Raw genomic sequence first — 18030 nt, forward strand, 5'->3', positions numbered from 1 at the left:
GTCTTTGATGGAATTGCAAAGAAGCCCTTTCAAAGCAGATGATTGCAGACGGTTTTAACATCTATGACAGTTGTGAATGTACGGGATTGAGCTATCTAATGCATTTTTGCAACTGGGTTTGGAGTGATTGTTCGGTGTCTATCTGTATACCTGGGTAATCTTTATTAACAATAACTTGTTCTTGTTCTGTAGAAACATCTTGCCACAGTACCCATCGGCTGCCGTTGGGTAGTGAAGAAAGCGTTAAAGGATTTTGTGTTAACCATATCAGAGGAGAGTGGGGAGGTTTTGTCGTGCCATCTTCTTGGAATGCGATCGCCGCTAAGGCTTCCTGAACGACTCGTTTACCTCTGATTATCCCTGTTGATGCTGTCCACAGTGCTACCTGTGTTTGCTGGCGATGTGCGTAAAAATACAGTGATGCTGCTGCAATGACGGCTTGTTCAAAATTCTCTTCGTTCCAATTACCCGCACTGTCAATAGCAATAATAATTTCTTGCCCACCTGTAATAACTTCTAACTCTCGTACCCGTAACTCTCCGTAACGCGCACTCGTGCGCCAATGAATCAAGCGAATCGGGTCTCCTATATGGTAAGGACGAAGACAGCGAGTTAATCCTTGGGTTGCTGTTTGTAAGGGTCTACCACGGGGATCGCCTCTTTGAGAGTCTTCATCTCCCATTTCATCTATCAGGGGACAAGTGGTTAGGGGTAAGACTTTGGGATACACAACTGCCATAACAGCAGCGTCTCGCAAACGCCGACACCAAAATAGCCCCAAGGGAGCACCAGTTCCCAATTCGACTGTTTGCCAGCGAAAAATTCCCCGGCGTTCTGTTGGTTGATGATAAACCCAGCGATAGGACTTGCCATGAGAAATTCTTTCAATCGATTTCTGTATGGGTTTTCCCAACACAAAAGGTAGCATATCCTGGACTTGCAGCAAGCTTGTAGGTTGACGTGCTTGATTGAAAATCTCTAATTCAACTGTGAGATCGTCACCTGCTGTCACTGGTTCAATAGGAAGACGCTTGACAACTAAACCCAAAAGCGATCGCGGTGGTAGGATGACTGCCAAGCCCAACAGAGCAAAACTAACACCACTGATAACATAAAGCCAGCCCGCCATCGTATTGATCCCAGCCCCAAAAAAACAAATAGCAATACCCATTAAAATCCAACCACCGTATGCAGGAGCACAAGCGCGGGTTTCTAACCAGTTCGTGATGTCTTTAATAATTTTCATAGCTGTTGGGTTAGCCGTTGTTTTTTACAAAAATGTCAAGATCGGGGCTTCCATTTATTATTCCCAACCACTATTGCTTAACGAACAGGTTTTAGTTACATCTCTTCAAGCAAATACAAATGTTACTTCACAAACAGTATTTAGTATGACTGCTATAACTACTATCATTTGCGTATCTTCAATCATCTAAATCTTCAAAAGATTTTCTAAAATAAATGACACATTTACAGAAAATCATTTGAAAATTAACAAATTTTTCACGTTCGAGGTAAAAAATTTAATAATTTTTCCCTAATTGTCTAAACTTTGAGTTACCTTATTGAAAGTTTCATGTTTTACAATTTACTGCGTTAATTACAGGACTTACAATTCAAGTATATTCACGGTTTACTTAAGTACACTGGTTTAAGAATTCGTACTCTTTTAACCAAGTGTCATCGCTTCTGTATATTCCACATCTACCGAAGGAAACTCCAATGGATGACAATTTAACGTCACAGTTTAAAAACCCAAAACTTACGCATTTACCTCCACCACCACCAAATCACCCGCTTTTACAAAAAGCCAATCAAGTGCAAAGAAATGCCATTTCAATTCAACAACTAGTACGTGATGCTTATGCTCAGCATGCTTCTGATATTCATATTCGTGTAGGAGAAGTTCCCCGCTTTCGGATTCGGGGTGAGATGGTCTCTTATGAAAGAGCGGAGAAAGTTTCACCAAAAGTTTTTGAAGGGTATTTAGACGAAATTCTTTCTCAAAATGCAAGACAACTGTTTGCAGAAACCAAAGAATTGGACACAGCCGTTTTTTATCCTGGGTTCTTGCGCTGTCGTGTCAATTGTTTTGAAACCTTAAGTGGCGGTGCAATGGTACTGCGATTAATTACATTGCAAGTCCCTTCTATTGATAGTTTGGGTTTACCACAAATCCTTAAATACATTATCAGCCACAAGCAAGGGCTTATCTTAGCGACAGGACCAACAGGTTCTGGAAAGTCTACGACTTTAGCCGCTATGATTCAACATCTCAATGAGACAGCGCAAAAACACATTATCACCATAGAAGATCCTATTGAGTACGTTCACACTTCTCAAAAATCCCTAATCAGTCAGCGAGAAGTGGGCTTACATACCAATGAATTTCATCATGCTTTAAGGTCAGTATTGCGGGAAGATCCCGATGTCATTTTGATTGGAGAAATGCGCGATCGCATGACTGTTGACACCGCATTAAAAGCCGCACAAACAGGTCACTTGGTTTTAGGAACTCTTCATACCAAAAACGCTATTGGGTCAATCAATCGCTTGCTAAATATTTATAACCCAGAAGAGCAAGCAGCTATGCGCGTGCAAATTGTTGACTCATTGGTTGCGATCGTATCCCAACAGTTACTTCCTACAACTGATGGTCGTCGCGTAGCAGCACTAGAAATTTTGATGAATACACCAACTATGCAAGATTACTTGCTCAAGGGTGAAGAGATAGAGGCGTTCCAACTTATGGAAAGCAGTACTAGCGAAGGAATGCAAGTGATGAATCACGCTTTGTGCGACTTAATGCTGACCGGTCAAATAAGTATTGAGGATGCGATCGGTGCTTCTCCCGATTTTGGTGACTTGCGCCGTCGCGCCCGCAATGGCGGTTTAGACCCAGCGCAATCTACAAATCGTAATTTTGAGTTGAGTTACAGTTATAAACCGAGATGAGAAGGGTTAGTTAGTGGTTAGTTGTTCTACTAACCACTAAACCATTAGCGTTTTGCCAACTTCTTAGCCATCTTTCTCAGGCGGATGGATTGGGGTGTGACTTCCACCAATTCATCTGGTCCAATGTATTCCAACGCACGCTCTAGGCTCATGTCTACAGGTGCTTGTAACTGAACCAATTCATCACCACCCGCTGCGCGGTGGTTGGTGAGCTGTTTGGTCTTACAAACATTTAGTTCTAAGTCTTGTGGACGATTGTGTTCTCCGACAATCATACCTTTGTAGACTTTAGTACCTGGGGTGATAAAGAATGAACCTCTATCTTCAGCGTTCTTCATCGCGTAGAAGGTAGCAACGCCTTCTTCAAAGGAGATCAATACGCCTTTGTTACGAGCTTCAATATCTCCACTGATGGGACGGTAGTCTAAGAAACTGTGGTTCATGATCCCCTCACCACGAGTCATCCTCATGAATTCACCACGGAAACCAATTAATCCACGAGCGGGAATGACAAACTCTAGCTGGGTACGTCCGTTACCACCAACTTGCATATCTTGCATTTCGCCTTTGCGTTGTCCCAAACGTTCGATACAGCTACCAACTGCATCTTCAGGAATGTCTAACACTAAAAGTTCAAATGGTTCGCAAGGTTGTCCGTTGACTTCACGGTAAATAACCTGTGGCTGGGAAACCTGAAACTCGTAACCTTCCCGACGCATGGTTTCGATTAAGATACCCAAGTGCAGTTCTCCCCGACCGGAAACGAGGAATTTATCGGGAGAATCGGTTTCTTCTACGCGCAAAGCAACGTTAGTTTCGAGTTCGCGGATCAAGCGATCGCGGACTTGTCGTGATGTTACTAATTTGCCTTCCTGACCTGCAAAGGGAGAATCGTTTACCCAGAAGGTCATCTGTAAAGTCGGTTCATCGACTTTAATCAGTGGTAGTGCTTGAGGTTCGTTGGGATCGGTAATTGTTTCTCCAATATTGGCATCAGCAAAACCCGCGACTGCGACGATGTGACCTGCAGATGCTTCTGGAATTTCAATCCGTTTCAGCCCTTCAAAGCCCAGCAATTTGCTGATTTTTGCTTTGACAACTTCACCGTTTTCTTTAACTAATGCAGCTTGCTGTCCCATGCGGATGGTACCATTGTGAATTCTACCAATGACAATCCGCCCCAGATATTCAGAGTAATCTAGAGTTGTAACTTGCAGTTGTATGGGTTTGTTCACATCCCCAACTGGTGGTGGTACGTGGCGCAGGATAGCTTCAAACAGGGGTTGCATATCCTTAGATTCGTCTTCGAGTTCGTCTTTAGCGTAGCCACTCAAACCTGAGGCGAACAGGTAGGGGAAATCGCACTGGTCGTCATCTGCTCCTAATTCCAAGAACAGATCTAAAACTTTATCGATCGCACCGTGAGGATCTGCTTGAGGACGGTCAATTTTATTGACTACGACAATGGGGCGCAGCCCTTTTTCCAATGCTTTTTTCAGTACAAAGCGAGTTTGAGGCATTGGACCTTCATTAGCATCCACAATCAGGATACAACCGTCTACCATACCCAGAACGCGTTCTACTTCACCGCCAAAGTCAGCGTGTCCGGGGGTATCAACAATATTAATGAGAGTTTCTTTGTATTTAACCGCCGTATTTTTGGCAAGAATTGTGATTCCTCTCTCTCGTTCTAGATCGTTAGAGTCCATGACGCAATCCGGAACGTCTTCTCCTTCTCGAAAGATACCGGATTGTTTGAGGAGAGCATCAACAAGGGTTGTTTTGCCGTGGTCTACGTGGGCAATAATTGCGACGTTACGGATTGGGAGCGTCATAAGTGTTTAATCAACTAAGAAGAGGATTTTAGAATTCATATCTAGGTGGTCTGTCTGTGTAACAGAATTTGGGTAAATATAGAAATTCTGTAAACAAGCCTTAATAATTCTATCTTAACTGTTATACTTCGTTTGTTTTTCGATAACAACCAGAAAATTTCTGGAAAACTCTGCGCCCAGTTAAAATCGTTTACACTCAAGGATTTCAGGCTTTAAGGACAAGAGAGCCGAAACACGATCGCTTGACTTATATCTATACTTTAAGAGTTTCTGCAAGCGGCTGTAGTTTCTGTAGCTGTCGGATAACCGTCTGTTATCAAAGACTGAATAAAGCGTCTTGCTTGTAGATACTGGTTCCGTAAGAACGAGAGAGTTGTTTGACAAAAGGCATTTTTCATAGCTCTCACCAAAACTCCCCATTTATGGAGTTCAACAACAGAATTCGCGTTCTGAAACTTCCGTCTGTAAAATTCTTGCCAAAAATCAGGAGCTTGCTTTGTTTCATGTTTTCGCCAGCGCTTGCGCCACAGAATAAAATCTTGTTTTTTGGGTGGTTCGGCTTCTACTATCGGTGGCAAATCGGCGTAGCTTACAAACCTTGTTAATCCTTGTGCAACAACAAGAATGACCTTAGGCCACAAACGAATCTCTTTAATGTGCTCAATTTTTATCTTTAAAAGGAGCGATATTGCTTCTGGAGTGACAAATCTCGCTAGTGGATGAACAGATTTGGATTCAGATTGTGGTGTTATCATATTATATAGATTCCTGTAAGGCGATCCCCTTCAAGTGATTTCCCTTCAAGTGATTCCTTTAAAGCGATTCTTTCAAGGTGATTCCTTTGAGGTGATTCCGATAAGTTGGTATCTCTTTATGGGATTGTTATTGGATGTGCGATCGCTCTTGTCTTGCAAACTTAGGCGGTCGCTTTATAATATTATTTTAGCTATTAAAGACTAAATTTCGTCTTGTGTCAAGTATGGGAATGGTAAGGTTAAGAATTAAAGAGTTTGCGGACAACGAGGGCTGGACGATTAAAGAAGTGTCCGAGCGATCGGGAGTACCATACAGCACAATTAAAACTTACGTGCGCCTTCCACAAAGAGCAACGGTTGATTTAGTAGCCCTAAAAAAGTTAGCTCGGACGTTTGATGTCTTGCTTGAAGATTTGTTTGAAATAGTAGAAGAGAGATCCGAACTTCGCTAACATAACGAGATCTGCGCTCGCACCATACTAATTTCGGTTTAGGCTATGCTATAGCAGCAGCGCCCGTGTTTTGGTATCGAAGAGCAATGGTTTTGGCAATTGGACATGGTAAGCATTTGAAGTTAAAAGCCGCAATCGCCGATTCTTGCATAGATGTTGATTTCCCGAGTAGGAATTATTAATGTACTATCCTCAATCTTGGGAGAACCAAAATAGGCAGAATTCCAAAATTCCAATTCATCAAAATACCCATCAATTATTGTCATTATAAATTTTCAAAAACAACTGTTACTAGGTATGAAATGCTGATACGATCGCATCATTCTATTGTGCTTTATAAGCCTTATACTACAATTATTTAGCTCTTTCCGTTCTTTATTGAAGAAAACGTTACTTGAAAAAGTTTTGATGGTCAATCAAAAATGCTAGTAACGATGGTTAATATCAGGTGACAAAAAGGATAATACAAATCGGGAGCATCCCAAAGAGTGCCAAAAGCCTGCAAGAATAGAATTTTCTGGCTACACAAACGCTTGTCCACCTAGGTGGACATAGCTTGTATAGTCGCGATTTCAATCACAAATGTATTTTTTCCAAATTGGGATGCTCCCTACAAATCGGTCATGTAGACATCTAAAGTGACTTGACAAGCCATCTGTAAAATTCATAAAAACTTTATACATCTAAATCTTGATTGAATAACCGTATTCATAGTAATGTTTTACAGTATGTCGTAATTAGAACCTTTTCAAATAGATCGAAGCCTAGATGAAAAATATCTAGGTGATGTCTTCGTTGTGGAAAAAACTTTTTCCAATACAGTCTAATGGGTTATGAGGCTTTGTACAGCTAAAGCCATGTATTTGAATGAGGAAAAATAAAGATGAAGAAATTCTTCCTTCCGTTCCTATTTTTCGTTGGGATTGTCTGGGTTATATTTACCCAAGTCCCTCTACCACTTGGTAGCAATTTTTCTCTATCAGCCTCAGCTAAACAACCAAAGAATCCATCAATCTATGAAGTATGGGCTATTGACCAAGCTGATTCCTTTGATGGTACTTCTTTGGGAGGGAATCTCTATGTTCTTTCAGGTAACGACCAAGACTTTTTAAGAGGTCATGCAAAAGTTGAGCAAGTGAACTTAGCTGCTAGCGCTAAGAGAAACGGACTTGCAGCAGGTCAAAAACCTCACTGGATTGCTTTTAACAAAGGAGCTACACACGCAATTGTAGGACACGCTACCACGGCTCAGATTTACGCAATTGACGCCGATAAACGTGAAGTTGTCGATTCGATTCTTCCGCCAGGATTACCGAACTCGAACTCCCACGCTGTTTACGTCTCAAAAGATAACAACTATGTATTTGTTGCAGATACTCCCGGTCAACGAATTCATAAGATTTCCACAAATTATGAGACAAGAAGCAAAATTTTTGGTGAAGTAAAAACCTTAGACTTTAACATTCCAGATACCAAGACAGCCTTAGGAACTGCAACTGCTCGACCAGTGGTAGCTGTAGTCGATGATACAGGTCAATTCGTTTATGTCACATTTGCTGATGGGGGCGTGGCGATCGTTAATGCAGACACGCTAACAATAGCACACATATATAGTAAAGAAGAAGTCACTTTCAATGGATTGGTAGCCTCTCAGGTTAACGATCTCTTTATTACTAATGCAGGCAATGCCGATCCCCAAATAGCTGACTTTGTCTATGTTTATAACAACAAATCTCTACTAGAAAATCCCTCAAAGCGTCCAGATTTCATTAAAGTTCCTCAATCCGGTAATGATGTTCATGGTGTAGTAGTTGTTGGCGATCGCTATTTATGGCAGCTTAATCGTGCATCAAACACCATTACAATACATGAGATCCAACCTGACCTTTTCGACCAAAATATTGACAGTTCAAACAAAGTTCGGGCAATAAATCTTGTAAATCTGACAGACACAGCTTTAGGTTCAGATCCCGCACCAGACTTAATAGAAACGTCACCATCCCAAGAAGTTGCTTTTATTTCACAGCGTGGACCAAATCCCATCTCAGGAAACGATCCAGCATTTTTTAACAGTGTAGGTGCTACTCCCGGAGTAGGCGTCGTGCAAATTGAAAACGATGGCAAGAACGCTAAACCTATCTATCTATATAAATTCGATAACATTGTAAATGGAGTTAATATTAGTGATTTTCATGCCTTAACTGTTCGTAAGTAAAAGTTATTGCGGTTTGCTGAGGGGGAGAAGGGGGGAGTAGGAGAGAGGGGAGGAAAACCCTCCTGCTTTCTCTGGTCTCACCATTAGCCATTAACCATTAAGACTCCCTTTCTGCCAATTCTAACCACCGCTCAGTTGCTGTATCAATTGCTTGCTTTAAAGTTTCTACCTGTTCGTAGAGTTTCTGCACCTGGCTGTAGTTACCTGGAGGAACTTTTGTCAGCGCTTTTTCTGCTTCTGTTTTTTCAGTTTCTAGCTGAGCAATTTTTCCTTCCAATTGTTCAAATTCGCGCTTCTCCCAATTGGAGAGCCCTCGCTTTTTCTTGGTTCCATTGTCTTGAGATTGAGATGTTTTATTAATGGTCTCTACATTATTTTTTTGTTTTTCTTTGGTAGGAGTGCTTTGTTGCAGCTTTTCTTCCTCTGCTTTCTTATAATCTAAATAAACAGAGTAATTACCCGGATATTGTCGAATGTGTCCACCTTCTTCAAAAGCAAATATGGTGTCTACTGTCCTATCTAGAAAGAAGCGATCGTGAGAAACGGCGATCGCACAACCGGAAAAATCCTCTAAATAATCCTCTAGCACTGCCAAAGTCTGAACGTCTAAATCGTTAGTTGGTTCGTCTAATATTAAGACATTGGGCGCACTCATCAAAATACGTAGCAGAAACAGCCGTCGTTTTTCTCCCCCAGAAAGTTTGTGAATGGGGGCGTACTGTTGGTTCCCTGGAAACAAAAATCGCTCTAGCATTTGGGAAGCAGTAATTCTCGTACCATCCGCAATACTGATAAATTCTCCCTCTTCTTTAATGTAGTCAATCACTCGCTGATTTTCGTTCAATGCTGATAGCAATTCTTCAGAGTGTTGATCGAAGTAACCAATGTGAATGGTAGAACCAATGTCTACAAGTCCGGCATCTGGGGTAGTGCGTCCCGTAATGATATTTAGTAAAGTTGATTTACCCGCACCATTCCCACCAATGATACCAACTCTGTCTTCCGGGCTAAATTCATAGGTAAAATCTTTAATTAACGTTCTTTCATTATACGCCTTAGATACATTAGTAATTTCAATAACTTTTTTTCCAATACGACGGCTAACTGTAGAAATATCAACCTTACCTTGAACTTGTTTAAACTCCGTTTCCCTCATGGCTTGAATGCGGTCAATTCTGGCTTTTTGTTTTGTACTGCGGGCTTTTGGTCCCCGTTTTAGCCATTCCAATTCACGCCGCAAGACACCTTGATGTTTTCGTTGAGTGCTAACAGCAGATTCTTCAGCTAATGCTTTCTTTTCTAAGTAGTAAGAGTAGTTCCCGGTGTAAGTATAAATGTCCCCTCGGTCAATCTCAATAATCCGATTGGTGACTTTATCCAAAAAGTAGCGATCGTGAGTTATGAGTAAGAGTGCGCCACGGTAACGATTTAAGTAACTTTGCAACCACTCTACAGAATTGGCATCTAAATGGTTTGTCGGTTCATCCATGAGCAATAAATCGGGTTCAGACAGCAAAGCTGTAGCCAAAGCGATTCGTTTGCGATAGCCACCAGATAAAGTACCAACTAGAGCATTAAAGTCTGCGATCCCTAATTGGGAAAGAATGATTTTCGCATTTGTTTCCAATTCCCAAGCATTAATGGAATCCATCCGTTGCATGACAGAGGATAAACGCGACAGTAGCTGTTTATCTTCTGGTGCGTGGGCTAATTTGTCTGAAAGTTCTTCGTACTCCCGCACTAATGTCATTTGTTCGCCACTGTCAGCGAAAACTTGCTCTAAAACTGTGTGATTCTCATCAACTTCTGGTTGTTGGGGTAAATAAATGATTTTAGCTCCAGAATTAGCTATGATTTGACCGCTATCAATTGGTTCTAACCCCGCAATCATTTTTAATAATGTGGATTTTCCAGATCCATTCGTTCCAATTAATCCGACTTTATCGTTTGCATCTAGGCTAAAACTTGCTTCTTTGAGAATTTCTTTAATACCAAAATCTTTTTTGACTGATTGTAGTGTAATAATACCCATAGTATTTAGTTAGTGGTTGATGGTTAGTAGGGACGCAAGGCATTACGCCCATACAGTGCTTGGTACATTCAGGAGTTTGGGAACCGCACCCTCGACGCTGATGGGTTGTTTCTCTTTTGGATGAGAACTACTGTAAGTACCTGCAGAACGGTTGAGGAGCAACATTTTAGAAGGACAAGTAAAACATTTTTATTTAGAAGTCCCTGCTCCAAACCATATTATTACTAATCTCCGACTCTACTGAAATGATAACACGTATATTTAATAACTTAGAACTTGTCAGAGTAGATCCTAGGTATAGTATACTAAATAGTCACAAATTCCAACCACATAATTCATACCTCTTTTGAAAAAGGTTAAATTATTTTTATTATTAAAAATTGTTTTTAATTTAGTTGATGGCAGTAGAACAATAAAAAATTTCTAATTGGCTTATTCATTAACTTTTCAAAAAATGTTTTTTTGGAAAAAGAAGAAGAAATTATAAAAATTTGCAAATTAATCGCAGTACATCAGAAAAATCTCTATGCTATCGAGGAAATTCTTGCTACCTATGGAGTCGATAGACCCATTCACTTATTAAACAGTCTGACGTTTGAACAGGAAGAAATTAAGAGATTGCAAGCCAGACTGGATGCATGAGAACGTCCTATATTGTTGAAGCACGAGATTCTGACGAGTACGGCTATGCTCTCACTTCTACTTTGCAGCTATCTCTTATTGTCCACAATCCAGAATTAGACCGATTTTGCTTGCTTCCTTTAACTCGCAGGTTTGTACTGACAAAAGCAAAACAAAACAAAATATTTGTGATTTGTTAATCCGACTGCAAAATCAAGCAGAACGATTTGCGACTCAAGATGAAGTCACCCATGCTTTGAATCGCCGTGGAGAAGAGTGGTTTGTTCCGAGCGGTTGAATTTGCGGTGTAGCTAAAATACTGTGCGTTCGCTTATTTTGAGATCCGAAGGGGAATTAAAGCCTTAATCTAAAAGAAAAACGGGGATTTTTACGTAAGGCTTAATTAAATATTGCCGTTAAAAATGAGCGAACGTACAGTTACCAGTCCCAAAAAACAGGCGGGCGGGGATACCTACCACACAAGAGTATTGCAATTTATTGAATTCACATTGCTAAGTGCTAACCACTCACTAAACAAACAAATCCAAAGGTAAATGCCCGAACATTTCGTTGACTCCACCTTGCGAATAAGATTGACAGCTAACAAGCACTCCTCGGTGGTGTCCTGAGTAAGAATCAAGGTAGCACAAGCCATTTTTCCCATTCAATTTGATGTAAACTGGTCCATCCATCATAGGTAAATCGCTTGGTGGTTCGTAACCAAAGGCGTGAGAATAAGTTTTCATTGCTAACATTCCTTCTTCAGCAGTATCGGCACAGATACCTAAAATTTGATAGTCAGCAAGATTGGCAATAAAAATTAACGCTTCCCGAACTCCAGTCTTTTCTGATGACTTGAGAGTGGGGGCAATATCTACGCAGTTAAACTTATTAAGAATTTTTTTAGCTTCTTGAATGTTCAAATTGCTTTGCTTTCGATTAGTCATATATAAATTTATTATCCTTAGGTTGTTACTGATTATTGGTCAATGGTAGTTACTTATTCCTGGTTACTGTTCAATGTATTGCCTAAGTTAAAAAGAAATGGCGGAGTATTCTTAGAATTGCTATCCATTACTAAAACTTTTGGCATTTGAGCACCACCAGTTTTCCAAGCTTCAATAGCTTCTTTCTGCAAAACTAACTGTCCTCCTTGAGCTTTCAAGGTTTCGGCTAAAAGTCTTTGAGCTTCTGCTTTACCTTTAGCGCGATTGATTTCTGCTTGTGCTTCTTGTTCGGCTTCTCGTGCCACATAAACTGCTCTTTGTGCTCTTTGTTCGGCAATTTGTTTTTCTTCTACCGCTCTAGCAAACTCCGGAGAAAATGTTAAATCTACTACACTAGTATCCAACACTATTATTCCATATTTATCTAATCGTTGACCTAAGGCAGTGTCAAAATCTTCTTTTAATTCACTTCTTTTAGTAATTGCTTCTTCTACCGTTCTTCTTGCGGCTGCAATCTTAAAAGATTCCTGCGTTTGTGGGGCAATAATTTTGGTAACAATATTTTCTAGTGTTCCTTGTTTTCTTCTAATTTCAACAACCTGCACCGGGTCGATCCGAAAGTTAATTGCGAATCTTGCTGTTAAAGTTTGCAAATCTTTTGTCGAACTTTCTGCAGGAACTTCAAACTTTTGTACTGTTAAATCGTACACATCCACTACTGAAATAAAAGGTGGGATGAGGTGTATACCTTCTATCAAAGCTCCATCTTTCGCTTTACCCAAGATACTCAATACCCCTGCTTGTCCGGGATTAATAATAATGAAAGAATTTAGGCTTAAAGCCACAAGTATCGCTGATACAATTCCCAAAACTGTGATTCGCCAATTTGCAAACTGCTGATTGTTCAAGTTATTGCTCTCCTTCAATTTTTGGTTGACCGTTTTTGAATTTGGGTTTTGAATTGACAGGCTTTACATTTGAACTGTTTCAACCTTAGCAAACGATACTCTGTAAAGCTATCAGACCGAATGTAAAACACTCAAAACCAGTACAACCTTTCATCATTATTGACCGCTCTCCAATTTCCAATCCCCAATCCCCACTACCTAAGGTGTCACTTAGCCGTTGGCTGTCGTGCTACTATTCAGATCCAAGCATCTACTTACGACAGTGGCTAAGATACTTAGGTCTTATCAAAAATCGAGAAGGCGAGCGTCTTCAACCCATCCCCTTAAGCGATTGCTGAATTACGGACGTCGATATCGCAAACAAATTTGGCTGGCAACAGCTTGTTCGATCCTCAATAAGCTTTTTGACTTAGCACCGCCCGGTTTAATTGGCGTTGCAGTGGATGTGGTAGTAAAGCAGCAAGATTCTATCATTGCTCAGTTGGGTGTGAAAGATATCTTTTGGCAATTCTTAATTCTTTCATTTTTGACTGTCATTGTCTGGATACTGGAATCTGTCTTTGAATACGCTTATGCCAGACTTTGGCGCAATTTAGCGCAGGATATCCAGCACGATCTCCGTCTGGATGCTTACAAACATTTGCAAGAGTTGGAACTGGCATATTTTGAAGAACGCAGTACAGGTGGTTTGATGTCCATACTTAGCGATGATATCAATCAACTGGAACGTTTTTTGGATGTGGGAGCAAATGACATTCTCCAAGTCGCTACTACCGTTGTGATTATTGGTAGTGCTTTCTTTATTTTGGCTCCTAGTGTTGCTTGGATGTCAATGCTACCAATACCGTTTATTCTCTGGGGTTCTTTTGCTTATCAGGATTTGCTTGCTCCTCGTTACGCTGATGTCCGGGAAAAGGTAGGGCTGCTAAATGCTCGTTTGGCAAATAATTTAGGTGGCATCACTACTATTAAAAGTTTTACCTCCGAAGATTACGAAATTGCAAGGTTGGCAGAAGAAAGCGAAGCATACCGCCGCAGTAATAATAAAGCCATCAAGTTATCTGCGGCTTTTATTCCATTGATTCGGATGTTGATTCTAGGTGGGTTCACGGCATTGCTGTTGTTTGGTGGTATTGCTGCTGTCAATGGCAAAATGTCTGTTGGTACTTATAGTGTCCTCGTTTTCTTAATCCAGCGCTTGCTTTGGCCTCTGACAAGATTGGGTGAAACTTTTGACCAGTACCAACGCGCAATGGCTTCCACCAATCGAGTCATGGATTTGTTGGATACTCCTATCGCCATTCCTACAGGAGACATAGCCTTACCTATAGATCGAGTACGTGGTGAGTTGGCATTAAAAGAGGTAACGTTTAGTTATAAAGATAGGTTACCTGTTGTTAAAAATTTGTCTTTGCACATTCCGGCGGGTAAAACAATTGCTATTGTTGGTTCTACTGGATCGGGTAAAAGTACTCTAATTAAACTTTTATTACGCTTGTACGAAGTTCAATCGGGACAAATTACTCTTGATGGCATCAATATCCAAGATTTAAAATTGCGGGATTTACGCTTTTGCATTGGTTTGGTCAGTCAAGATGTCTTCTTATTCCATGGAACAGTTGCAGAAAATATATCTTACGGTCGCTTGAGTGCAAATAATGATGAAATCATCAACGCAGCTAAGGTGGCTGAAGCCCATGATTTTATTATGCAGTTACCTCAAGGTTATGAAACAATTGTCGGCGAACGCGGTCAAAAGTTATCTGGGGGACAAAGACAGCGCATTGCGATCGCACGTGCTGTCTTAAAAAATCCACCCATCCTGATTTTAGACGAGGCTACCTCAGCCGTCGATAATGAGACCGAAGCCGCAATTCAACGATCCTTAGAGCACATCACTGTCAATCGAACAACTATTGCGATCGCACACCGTCTTTCTACCATACGCAACGCCGATTGCATTTATGTCATGGAATACGGACAGTTTGTAGAATCTGGAACTCACGAACAACTCCTCAATCAAAATGGAGTTTACGCAAGTCTTTGGCGCGTACAATCTGGTCTAAAATAGGGATCGTGTAAAGAGCGCTAATATAGTGAGGACTTACGCATAGCTCCCTTTTCAAGGAAGGATTTGGAGTATTTGCAACGCGTGAAATTCCAAATCCCGTTGAGGTTGCGTAAGCCCTGATACTTTGAACCAAGTGCCTCTTTGTGCGAGATTCTTCTTACCCAAAATTCCAAATTCATTATGTTCTTTGGTAATCACCAATCCGAATCAACAGATAACAAGTGGCGGCGTCAGTTGGATAGCTTTGTAAAAGTACACCAACAAGAATTAGCGGCGTTGTCGTGGGGTTTGTGGTTAGAAAATGGTAGCGACCAAGGCACTATAGGTATAGATCTACAACCAAGACCGCATTTTGTTTACTGTCCTAAAGAAGCAGTAGACAAGCTAAATAGTAGCGTTGAAAACAGGCTCCAGGAAGTTATAGGAATTGTAGAGCATTACAATCCTGAAGTCGAAGTTCTGATGATAGGAATTGGCAAAGAGCAAATCAAGTTGATTCATTTTCAACCTGCCATCTCACCACCTATTTGTTACGAACAAGTCGGTAAAGATGTTAATACTTTATTGGAACAGTTGGAAGAAGAGTTAAGTAAAGATCTGGCTGTGTAAAGTGGGTCTTGCCCTATATATTAATCTTTTGATGGGCATTGCCCACTCTACTTGTAAATTTCTAAAGTGCTCTGTGAGAAAATCGGTAGTACAAGAAAATTGCAATAATCGCACCCAAAACAGCAACGAACAAACCAGGAATACTTAATGTTGCAGAAGTCAGAGTGAAAGTTCCTGTTTGCAGTAAATTAACTAATGTTCCACCAATTAAAGCACCAACGATGCCTAAAAGCAAAGTACCTAAAATCCCACCGCTTTGATAACCGGGATAAATAGCTTTTGCAATGGCACCTGCAAGAAGACCTAAAACAATCCAAGCAATTAGATTCATCGTTTTACTTCCTTTTTGTTCTGCACCGAACACTTTCTATTTAACTTTAGAAGATACTTTTATTCATCTTTCATCAGAAACAATACCTACTTTTCTTAAGAAAGAGAATAAGGTGCTATAAGTTACAATTCCTTAGGTCTTGAGAAAGCACAACTCGCTCTTAAGTTATACTCATTGCATTAATTTAAGTAGGGTATTGCTAAGAAATTTATTATCTCTTTTGCAATACGGGTATCTATTTTACTCCTTACTTAATAACATCAATTCAAAAAATGTTTGTGCTTGATATCTCACCCCTGGTGACGCATACGATCGTGCAACTTGCTACAACGAAGGAAACCCTCTTCGGACGGAAATGCTGTACGCATACGGGCTATCCCACAATGGATATACTCCAGTGAGTGAGTTACCTTGGTCGGGCTTAATTCTCTTCAAGTTCTTGGTCTCACCTCTGCTTTCCCCAGACATACTACAGCGCGGTGGTGTCCCGTGTTAGGTCTGACTGGGAGACGAATGTTCAACTGTTGCATTCTTTTTGCAAATTGGTATTACCTTTAGTATGTTTGAGCCACTAAGCAGGAAGGGTATCCGTACCCCCAGAAATTTTGAAGTTTTTTTCAAATTGGAAGTTACTAGTAACTGTTATTATCATTTTTAGTAGTCAAGATAAACATTGTAAAAATGAATTTAGAAACTGACAACTCTCAGGAAATTGCCCAACTGAAATCAGAAGTGATAACCAAACGCAATCAAGGCGAAGTTGTATTTGAAATCAAAAAAATTACATCCAATAACTCGAACGAACGCTCTGCAACTTCTCGCTCCCTTGAAACATCTCGTGAGGTTCTAGAACTCATTGATGCATTTGTAAATCAACAAGGATATCACAATCTAGGAGAGCGTTGGAAAGAAATTAGTCAAGAAGAAGCTGAACAAATTATAAGTTTTATAATGACGAAAGATTTAGCTTATTCTGTAGAGCTAATGTCTGCTCGAGAAGCTCAGCAAATTTCTGCTAAAGTATTAACTCTGTTTACAGGAGATTGCAAATATTTTACAAATGCATCATTTGTGAACAATTTTTCAGGCATGAGTGAATGGGACTCAATCACAGAATCAACCTTTGATACAGGAGTGATTATTGTAAGTGGCGATCGCATTGGTATGCTGTGGGTGCAAGATGAAGATTAAGTAAAAGAAAGTAAACCTCAAACATAAACCATTAAATCCTATGCTAAATAATAATTCATTCACAAATTAAACTATATTTATTATGTCGCAACTCGTTCCACCTTTAAAGGTTATGGGGGGAGCAATATTACTGCTGTCCTTGTTTGTGTTTAAAGCCAGTAGCGCTACAATTTTAGAAGAATTTGAGTCTGGAGAACAAGGAAGTTACGTACCTGCTGAGGTAAAGCTTGGTAGAGGTATTTTGAGTTCAAACAATACTGTAATTAGTCATTCTCATCCTCTTTTGACTGCTGTCCCTTCTGATTCTTTGCCATTCTTTGACAACATTAACAACCCCGTCTCTGGATTAGCAGTAGGAAGCCCAGCCGATGTGACTCCACCACCTCCAACTTTAAATAGTTTTGACAAAGCAGTTAATAATACGTGTGGAGCACCCGGTACAGTCGTCGATCCCTCTCGCTTTCAAGCTATGATGAAGAAAAATTCTGCTGTTTTAGCCAATATTAAGAAATTTGTAGGCGGGTCTCTTGTTTCAGGTCGCACTTCAAACGCAGATTTTCTCAACGATCTAACCGATGTCTGGTTTAAAGCAAAGGCTTTTGACCACATCTTTTGCGGCGAACCGACTTGGGGAAAATCAATTGGTGGATTGCACTTTGTTGGTCGTTATTTAGAGCTTCAGCAAAAAGGTTTGGCAGGACGCTTAGCTAATAATACCTCTAGAGAAGAGGTGCTTCCCAATGCCGTTTATACTATGGGTGTCATTATAAAAGTAGGTGATAAAACTGCTCGCTCTCCTGTAAAAGGATACGGTTACACTCTCAATGCTGAAGAAATTCTATCGATCGCTTCTTTAGCTTACAAGAAAAATCCCAATACCTCTTCAACAAATAAAGCGTGCCAATTAAGTGTTACAGACGATGGCAAAACATTTACGACCGTGTTTGTGACCAAAAATGGTGCTATCCGGACATTCTTTCCCGATGCTAGCCCCGATAACAACAACCCCAAGTGCCTGTAGCAGTCGCTTTACAAGTTGAAAAGACGATTAAAGGCTTTTGGGCGATTGTTACGAGTACAGTCAATGTGTGAAGTGCCACTTTGCACA

At 40.5% G+C, this 18030-nt stretch carries 17 protein-coding genes; 9 read left to right on the forward strand and 8 right to left on the reverse strand.

From position 1 onward, the window contains the following. Positions 1-91 precede the first annotated feature (91 nt). Positions 92-1246: a DUF58 domain-containing protein gene (locus tag AB0756_RS35545; protein WP_038084376.1), complete on the reverse strand. Its 1155-nt coding sequence runs from the start codon at positions 1244-1246 to the stop codon at positions 92-94. Positions 1247-1722: 476 nt separating this feature from the next. Here AB0756_RS35545 and AB0756_RS35550 point away from each other — a divergent pair, with 476 nt between their 5' ends. Continuing rightward, the gene (locus tag AB0756_RS35550) at positions 1723-2955 is read left to right on the forward strand and encodes a type IV pilus twitching motility protein PilT (RefSeq protein ID WP_038084374.1); all 1233 of its coding nucleotides are present in this window, start codon (positions 1723-1725) and stop codon (positions 2953-2955) included. A gap of 44 nt (positions 2956-2999) precedes the next feature. Here the strand turns inward: AB0756_RS35550 and typA are convergent, their stop codons facing one another. Continuing rightward, positions 3000-4790 carry a translational GTPase TypA gene (typA, locus tag AB0756_RS35555; protein WP_038084373.1) on the reverse strand — a complete coding sequence of 597 codons (1791 nt, stop codon included), beginning with the start codon at positions 4788-4790 and terminating at the stop codon, positions 3000-3002. A gap of 260 nt (positions 4791-5050) precedes the next feature. Beyond that, on the reverse strand, positions 5051-5545 hold the full coding sequence (locus tag AB0756_RS35560) for a hypothetical protein (protein ID WP_050045707.1): 495 nt from the start codon (positions 5543-5545) through the stop codon (positions 5051-5053). Positions 5546-5769: 224 nt separating this feature from the next. On the opposite strand from AB0756_RS35560, the gene AB0756_RS35565 reads away from it, so the two are divergent. After that, positions 5770-5997, forward strand: coding sequence for a helix-turn-helix domain-containing protein (locus AB0756_RS35565; protein WP_038084371.1), 228 nt, complete (start codon positions 5770-5772; stop codon positions 5995-5997). 122 nt (positions 5998-6119) lie between these two features. On the opposite strand, the gene AB0756_RS35570 is transcribed toward AB0756_RS35565, so the two are convergent. Beyond that, positions 6120-6263, reverse strand: coding sequence for a hypothetical protein (locus AB0756_RS35570; RefSeq protein WP_167844666.1), 144 nt, complete (start codon positions 6261-6263; stop codon positions 6120-6122). 617 nt (positions 6264-6880) lie between these two features. Between AB0756_RS35570 and AB0756_RS35575 the strand changes: the two genes are divergently transcribed. Then, complete coding sequence (locus tag AB0756_RS35575) at positions 6881-8212, forward strand: YncE family protein (protein ID WP_038084369.1); 1332 nt, start codon at positions 6881-6883, stop codon at positions 8210-8212. Positions 8213-8309: 97 nt separating this feature from the next. Here AB0756_RS35575 and AB0756_RS35580 read toward each other — a convergent pair whose 3' ends face one another. Further along, positions 8310-10244 carry an ABC-F family ATP-binding cassette domain-containing protein gene (locus tag AB0756_RS35580; protein ID WP_050045706.1) on the reverse strand — a complete coding sequence of 645 codons (1935 nt, stop codon included), beginning with the start codon at positions 10242-10244 and terminating at the stop codon, positions 8310-8312. A 462-nt stretch (positions 10245-10706) separates the two neighbouring features. Here AB0756_RS35580 and AB0756_RS35585 point away from each other — a divergent pair, with 462 nt between their 5' ends. Both AB0756_RS35585 and AB0756_RS35590 read left to right on the forward strand, forming a co-directional pair. Next, positions 10707-10886, forward strand: coding sequence for a hypothetical protein (locus tag AB0756_RS35585; protein WP_038084367.1), 180 nt, complete (start codon positions 10707-10709; stop codon positions 10884-10886). Further along, the gene (locus AB0756_RS35590; RefSeq protein ID WP_050045705.1) at positions 10883-11065 is read left to right on the forward strand and encodes a hypothetical protein; all 183 of its coding nucleotides are present in this window, start codon (positions 10883-10885) and stop codon (positions 11063-11065) included. Before AB0756_RS35585 ends, AB0756_RS35590 begins: the two co-directional genes overlap by 4 nt. A 330-nt stretch (positions 11066-11395) precedes the next feature. Here AB0756_RS35590 and AB0756_RS35595 read toward each other — a convergent pair whose 3' ends face one another. Together AB0756_RS35595 and AB0756_RS35600 are read right to left on the reverse strand one after the other, a co-directional pair. Then, positions 11396-11812, reverse strand: coding sequence for a DUF1824 family protein (locus AB0756_RS35595; protein ID WP_038084364.1), 417 nt, complete (start codon positions 11810-11812; stop codon positions 11396-11398). A gap of 53 nt (positions 11813-11865) precedes the next feature. Next, entirely contained in the window at positions 11866-12720 is an 855-nt protein-coding gene (locus tag AB0756_RS35600) for a prohibitin family protein (RefSeq protein ID WP_038084397.1), read from the reverse strand. A gap of 262 nt (positions 12721-12982) precedes the next feature. On the opposite strand from AB0756_RS35600, the gene AB0756_RS35605 reads away from it, so the two are divergent. Then, positions 12983-14791 (forward strand): ABC transporter ATP-binding protein, encoded by a 1809-nt coding sequence (locus AB0756_RS35605; RefSeq protein ID WP_038084361.1) that lies wholly within the window; start codon positions 12983-12985, stop codon positions 14789-14791. 180 nt (positions 14792-14971) lie between these two features. Continuing rightward, the gene (gene ccmS, locus AB0756_RS35610; RefSeq protein ID WP_038084358.1) at positions 14972-15400 is read left to right on the forward strand and encodes a beta-carboxysome assembly chaperone CcmS; all 429 of its coding nucleotides are present in this window, start codon (positions 14972-14974) and stop codon (positions 15398-15400) included. Positions 15401-15461: 61 nt separating this feature from the next. On the opposite strand, the gene AB0756_RS35615 is transcribed toward ccmS, so the two are convergent. Beyond that, complete coding sequence (locus AB0756_RS35615) at positions 15462-15731, reverse strand: GlsB/YeaQ/YmgE family stress response membrane protein (RefSeq protein ID WP_038084355.1); 270 nt, start codon at positions 15729-15731, stop codon at positions 15462-15464. Between the two features lie 681 nt (positions 15732-16412). Here AB0756_RS35615 and AB0756_RS35620 point away from each other — a divergent pair. Then, positions 16413-16922, forward strand: a complete 510-nt coding sequence (locus AB0756_RS35620) for a hypothetical protein (protein WP_038084352.1) — start codon at positions 16413-16415, stop codon at positions 16920-16922. Between the two features lie 82 nt (positions 16923-17004). Further along, positions 17005-17943 (forward strand): EndoU domain-containing protein, encoded by a 939-nt coding sequence (locus AB0756_RS35625; protein ID WP_038084350.1) that lies wholly within the window; start codon positions 17005-17007, stop codon positions 17941-17943. Positions 17944-18030: the final 87 nt, after the last annotated feature.

The organism is Tolypothrix campylonemoides VB511288_2, assembly GCF_045999855.1.
In the GTDB taxonomy this organism is placed as follows: domain Bacteria; phylum Cyanobacteriota; class Cyanobacteriia; order Cyanobacteriales; family Nostocaceae; genus Scytonema; species Scytonema bouteillei_A.

Coding starts and splice junctions, on each gene's coding strand:
- AB0756_RS35545 (WP_038084376.1), bottom strand. CDS start 1,246: ATGAAAATTATTAAAGACATCACGAACTGGTTAGAAACCCGCGCTTGT.
- AB0756_RS35550 (WP_038084374.1), top strand. CDS start 1,723: ATGGATGACAATTTAACGTCACAGTTTAAAAACCCAAAACTTACGCAT.
- typA (WP_038084373.1), bottom strand. CDS start 4,790: ATGACGCTCCCAATCCGTAACGTCGCAATTATTGCCCACGTAGACCAC.
- AB0756_RS35560 (WP_050045707.1), bottom strand. CDS start 5,545: ATGATAACACCACAATCTGAATCCAAATCTGTTCATCCACTAGCGAGA.
- AB0756_RS35565 (WP_038084371.1), top strand. CDS start 5,770: ATGGGAATGGTAAGGTTAAGAATTAAAGAGTTTGCGGACAACGAGGGC.
- AB0756_RS35570 (WP_167844666.1), bottom strand. CDS start 6,263: ATGACAATAATTGATGGGTATTTTGATGAATTGGAATTTTGGAATTCT.
- AB0756_RS35575 (WP_038084369.1), top strand. CDS start 6,881: ATGAAGAAATTCTTCCTTCCGTTCCTATTTTTCGTTGGGATTGTCTGG.
- AB0756_RS35580 (WP_050045706.1), bottom strand. CDS start 10,244: ATGGGTATTATTACACTACAATCAGTCAAAAAAGATTTTGGTATTAAA.
- AB0756_RS35590 (WP_050045705.1), top strand. CDS start 10,883: ATGAGAACGTCCTATATTGTTGAAGCACGAGATTCTGACGAGTACGGC.
- AB0756_RS35595 (WP_038084364.1), bottom strand. CDS start 11,812: ATGACTAATCGAAAGCAAAGCAATTTGAACATTCAAGAAGCTAAAAAA.
- ccmS (WP_038084358.1), top strand. CDS start 14,972: ATGTTCTTTGGTAATCACCAATCCGAATCAACAGATAACAAGTGGCGG.
- AB0756_RS35615 (WP_038084355.1), bottom strand. CDS start 15,731: ATGAATCTAATTGCTTGGATTGTTTTAGGTCTTCTTGCAGGTGCCATT.
- AB0756_RS35620 (WP_038084352.1), top strand. CDS start 16,413: ATGAATTTAGAAACTGACAACTCTCAGGAAATTGCCCAACTGAAATCA.
- AB0756_RS35625 (WP_038084350.1), top strand. CDS start 17,005: ATGTCGCAACTCGTTCCACCTTTAAAGGTTATGGGGGGAGCAATATTA.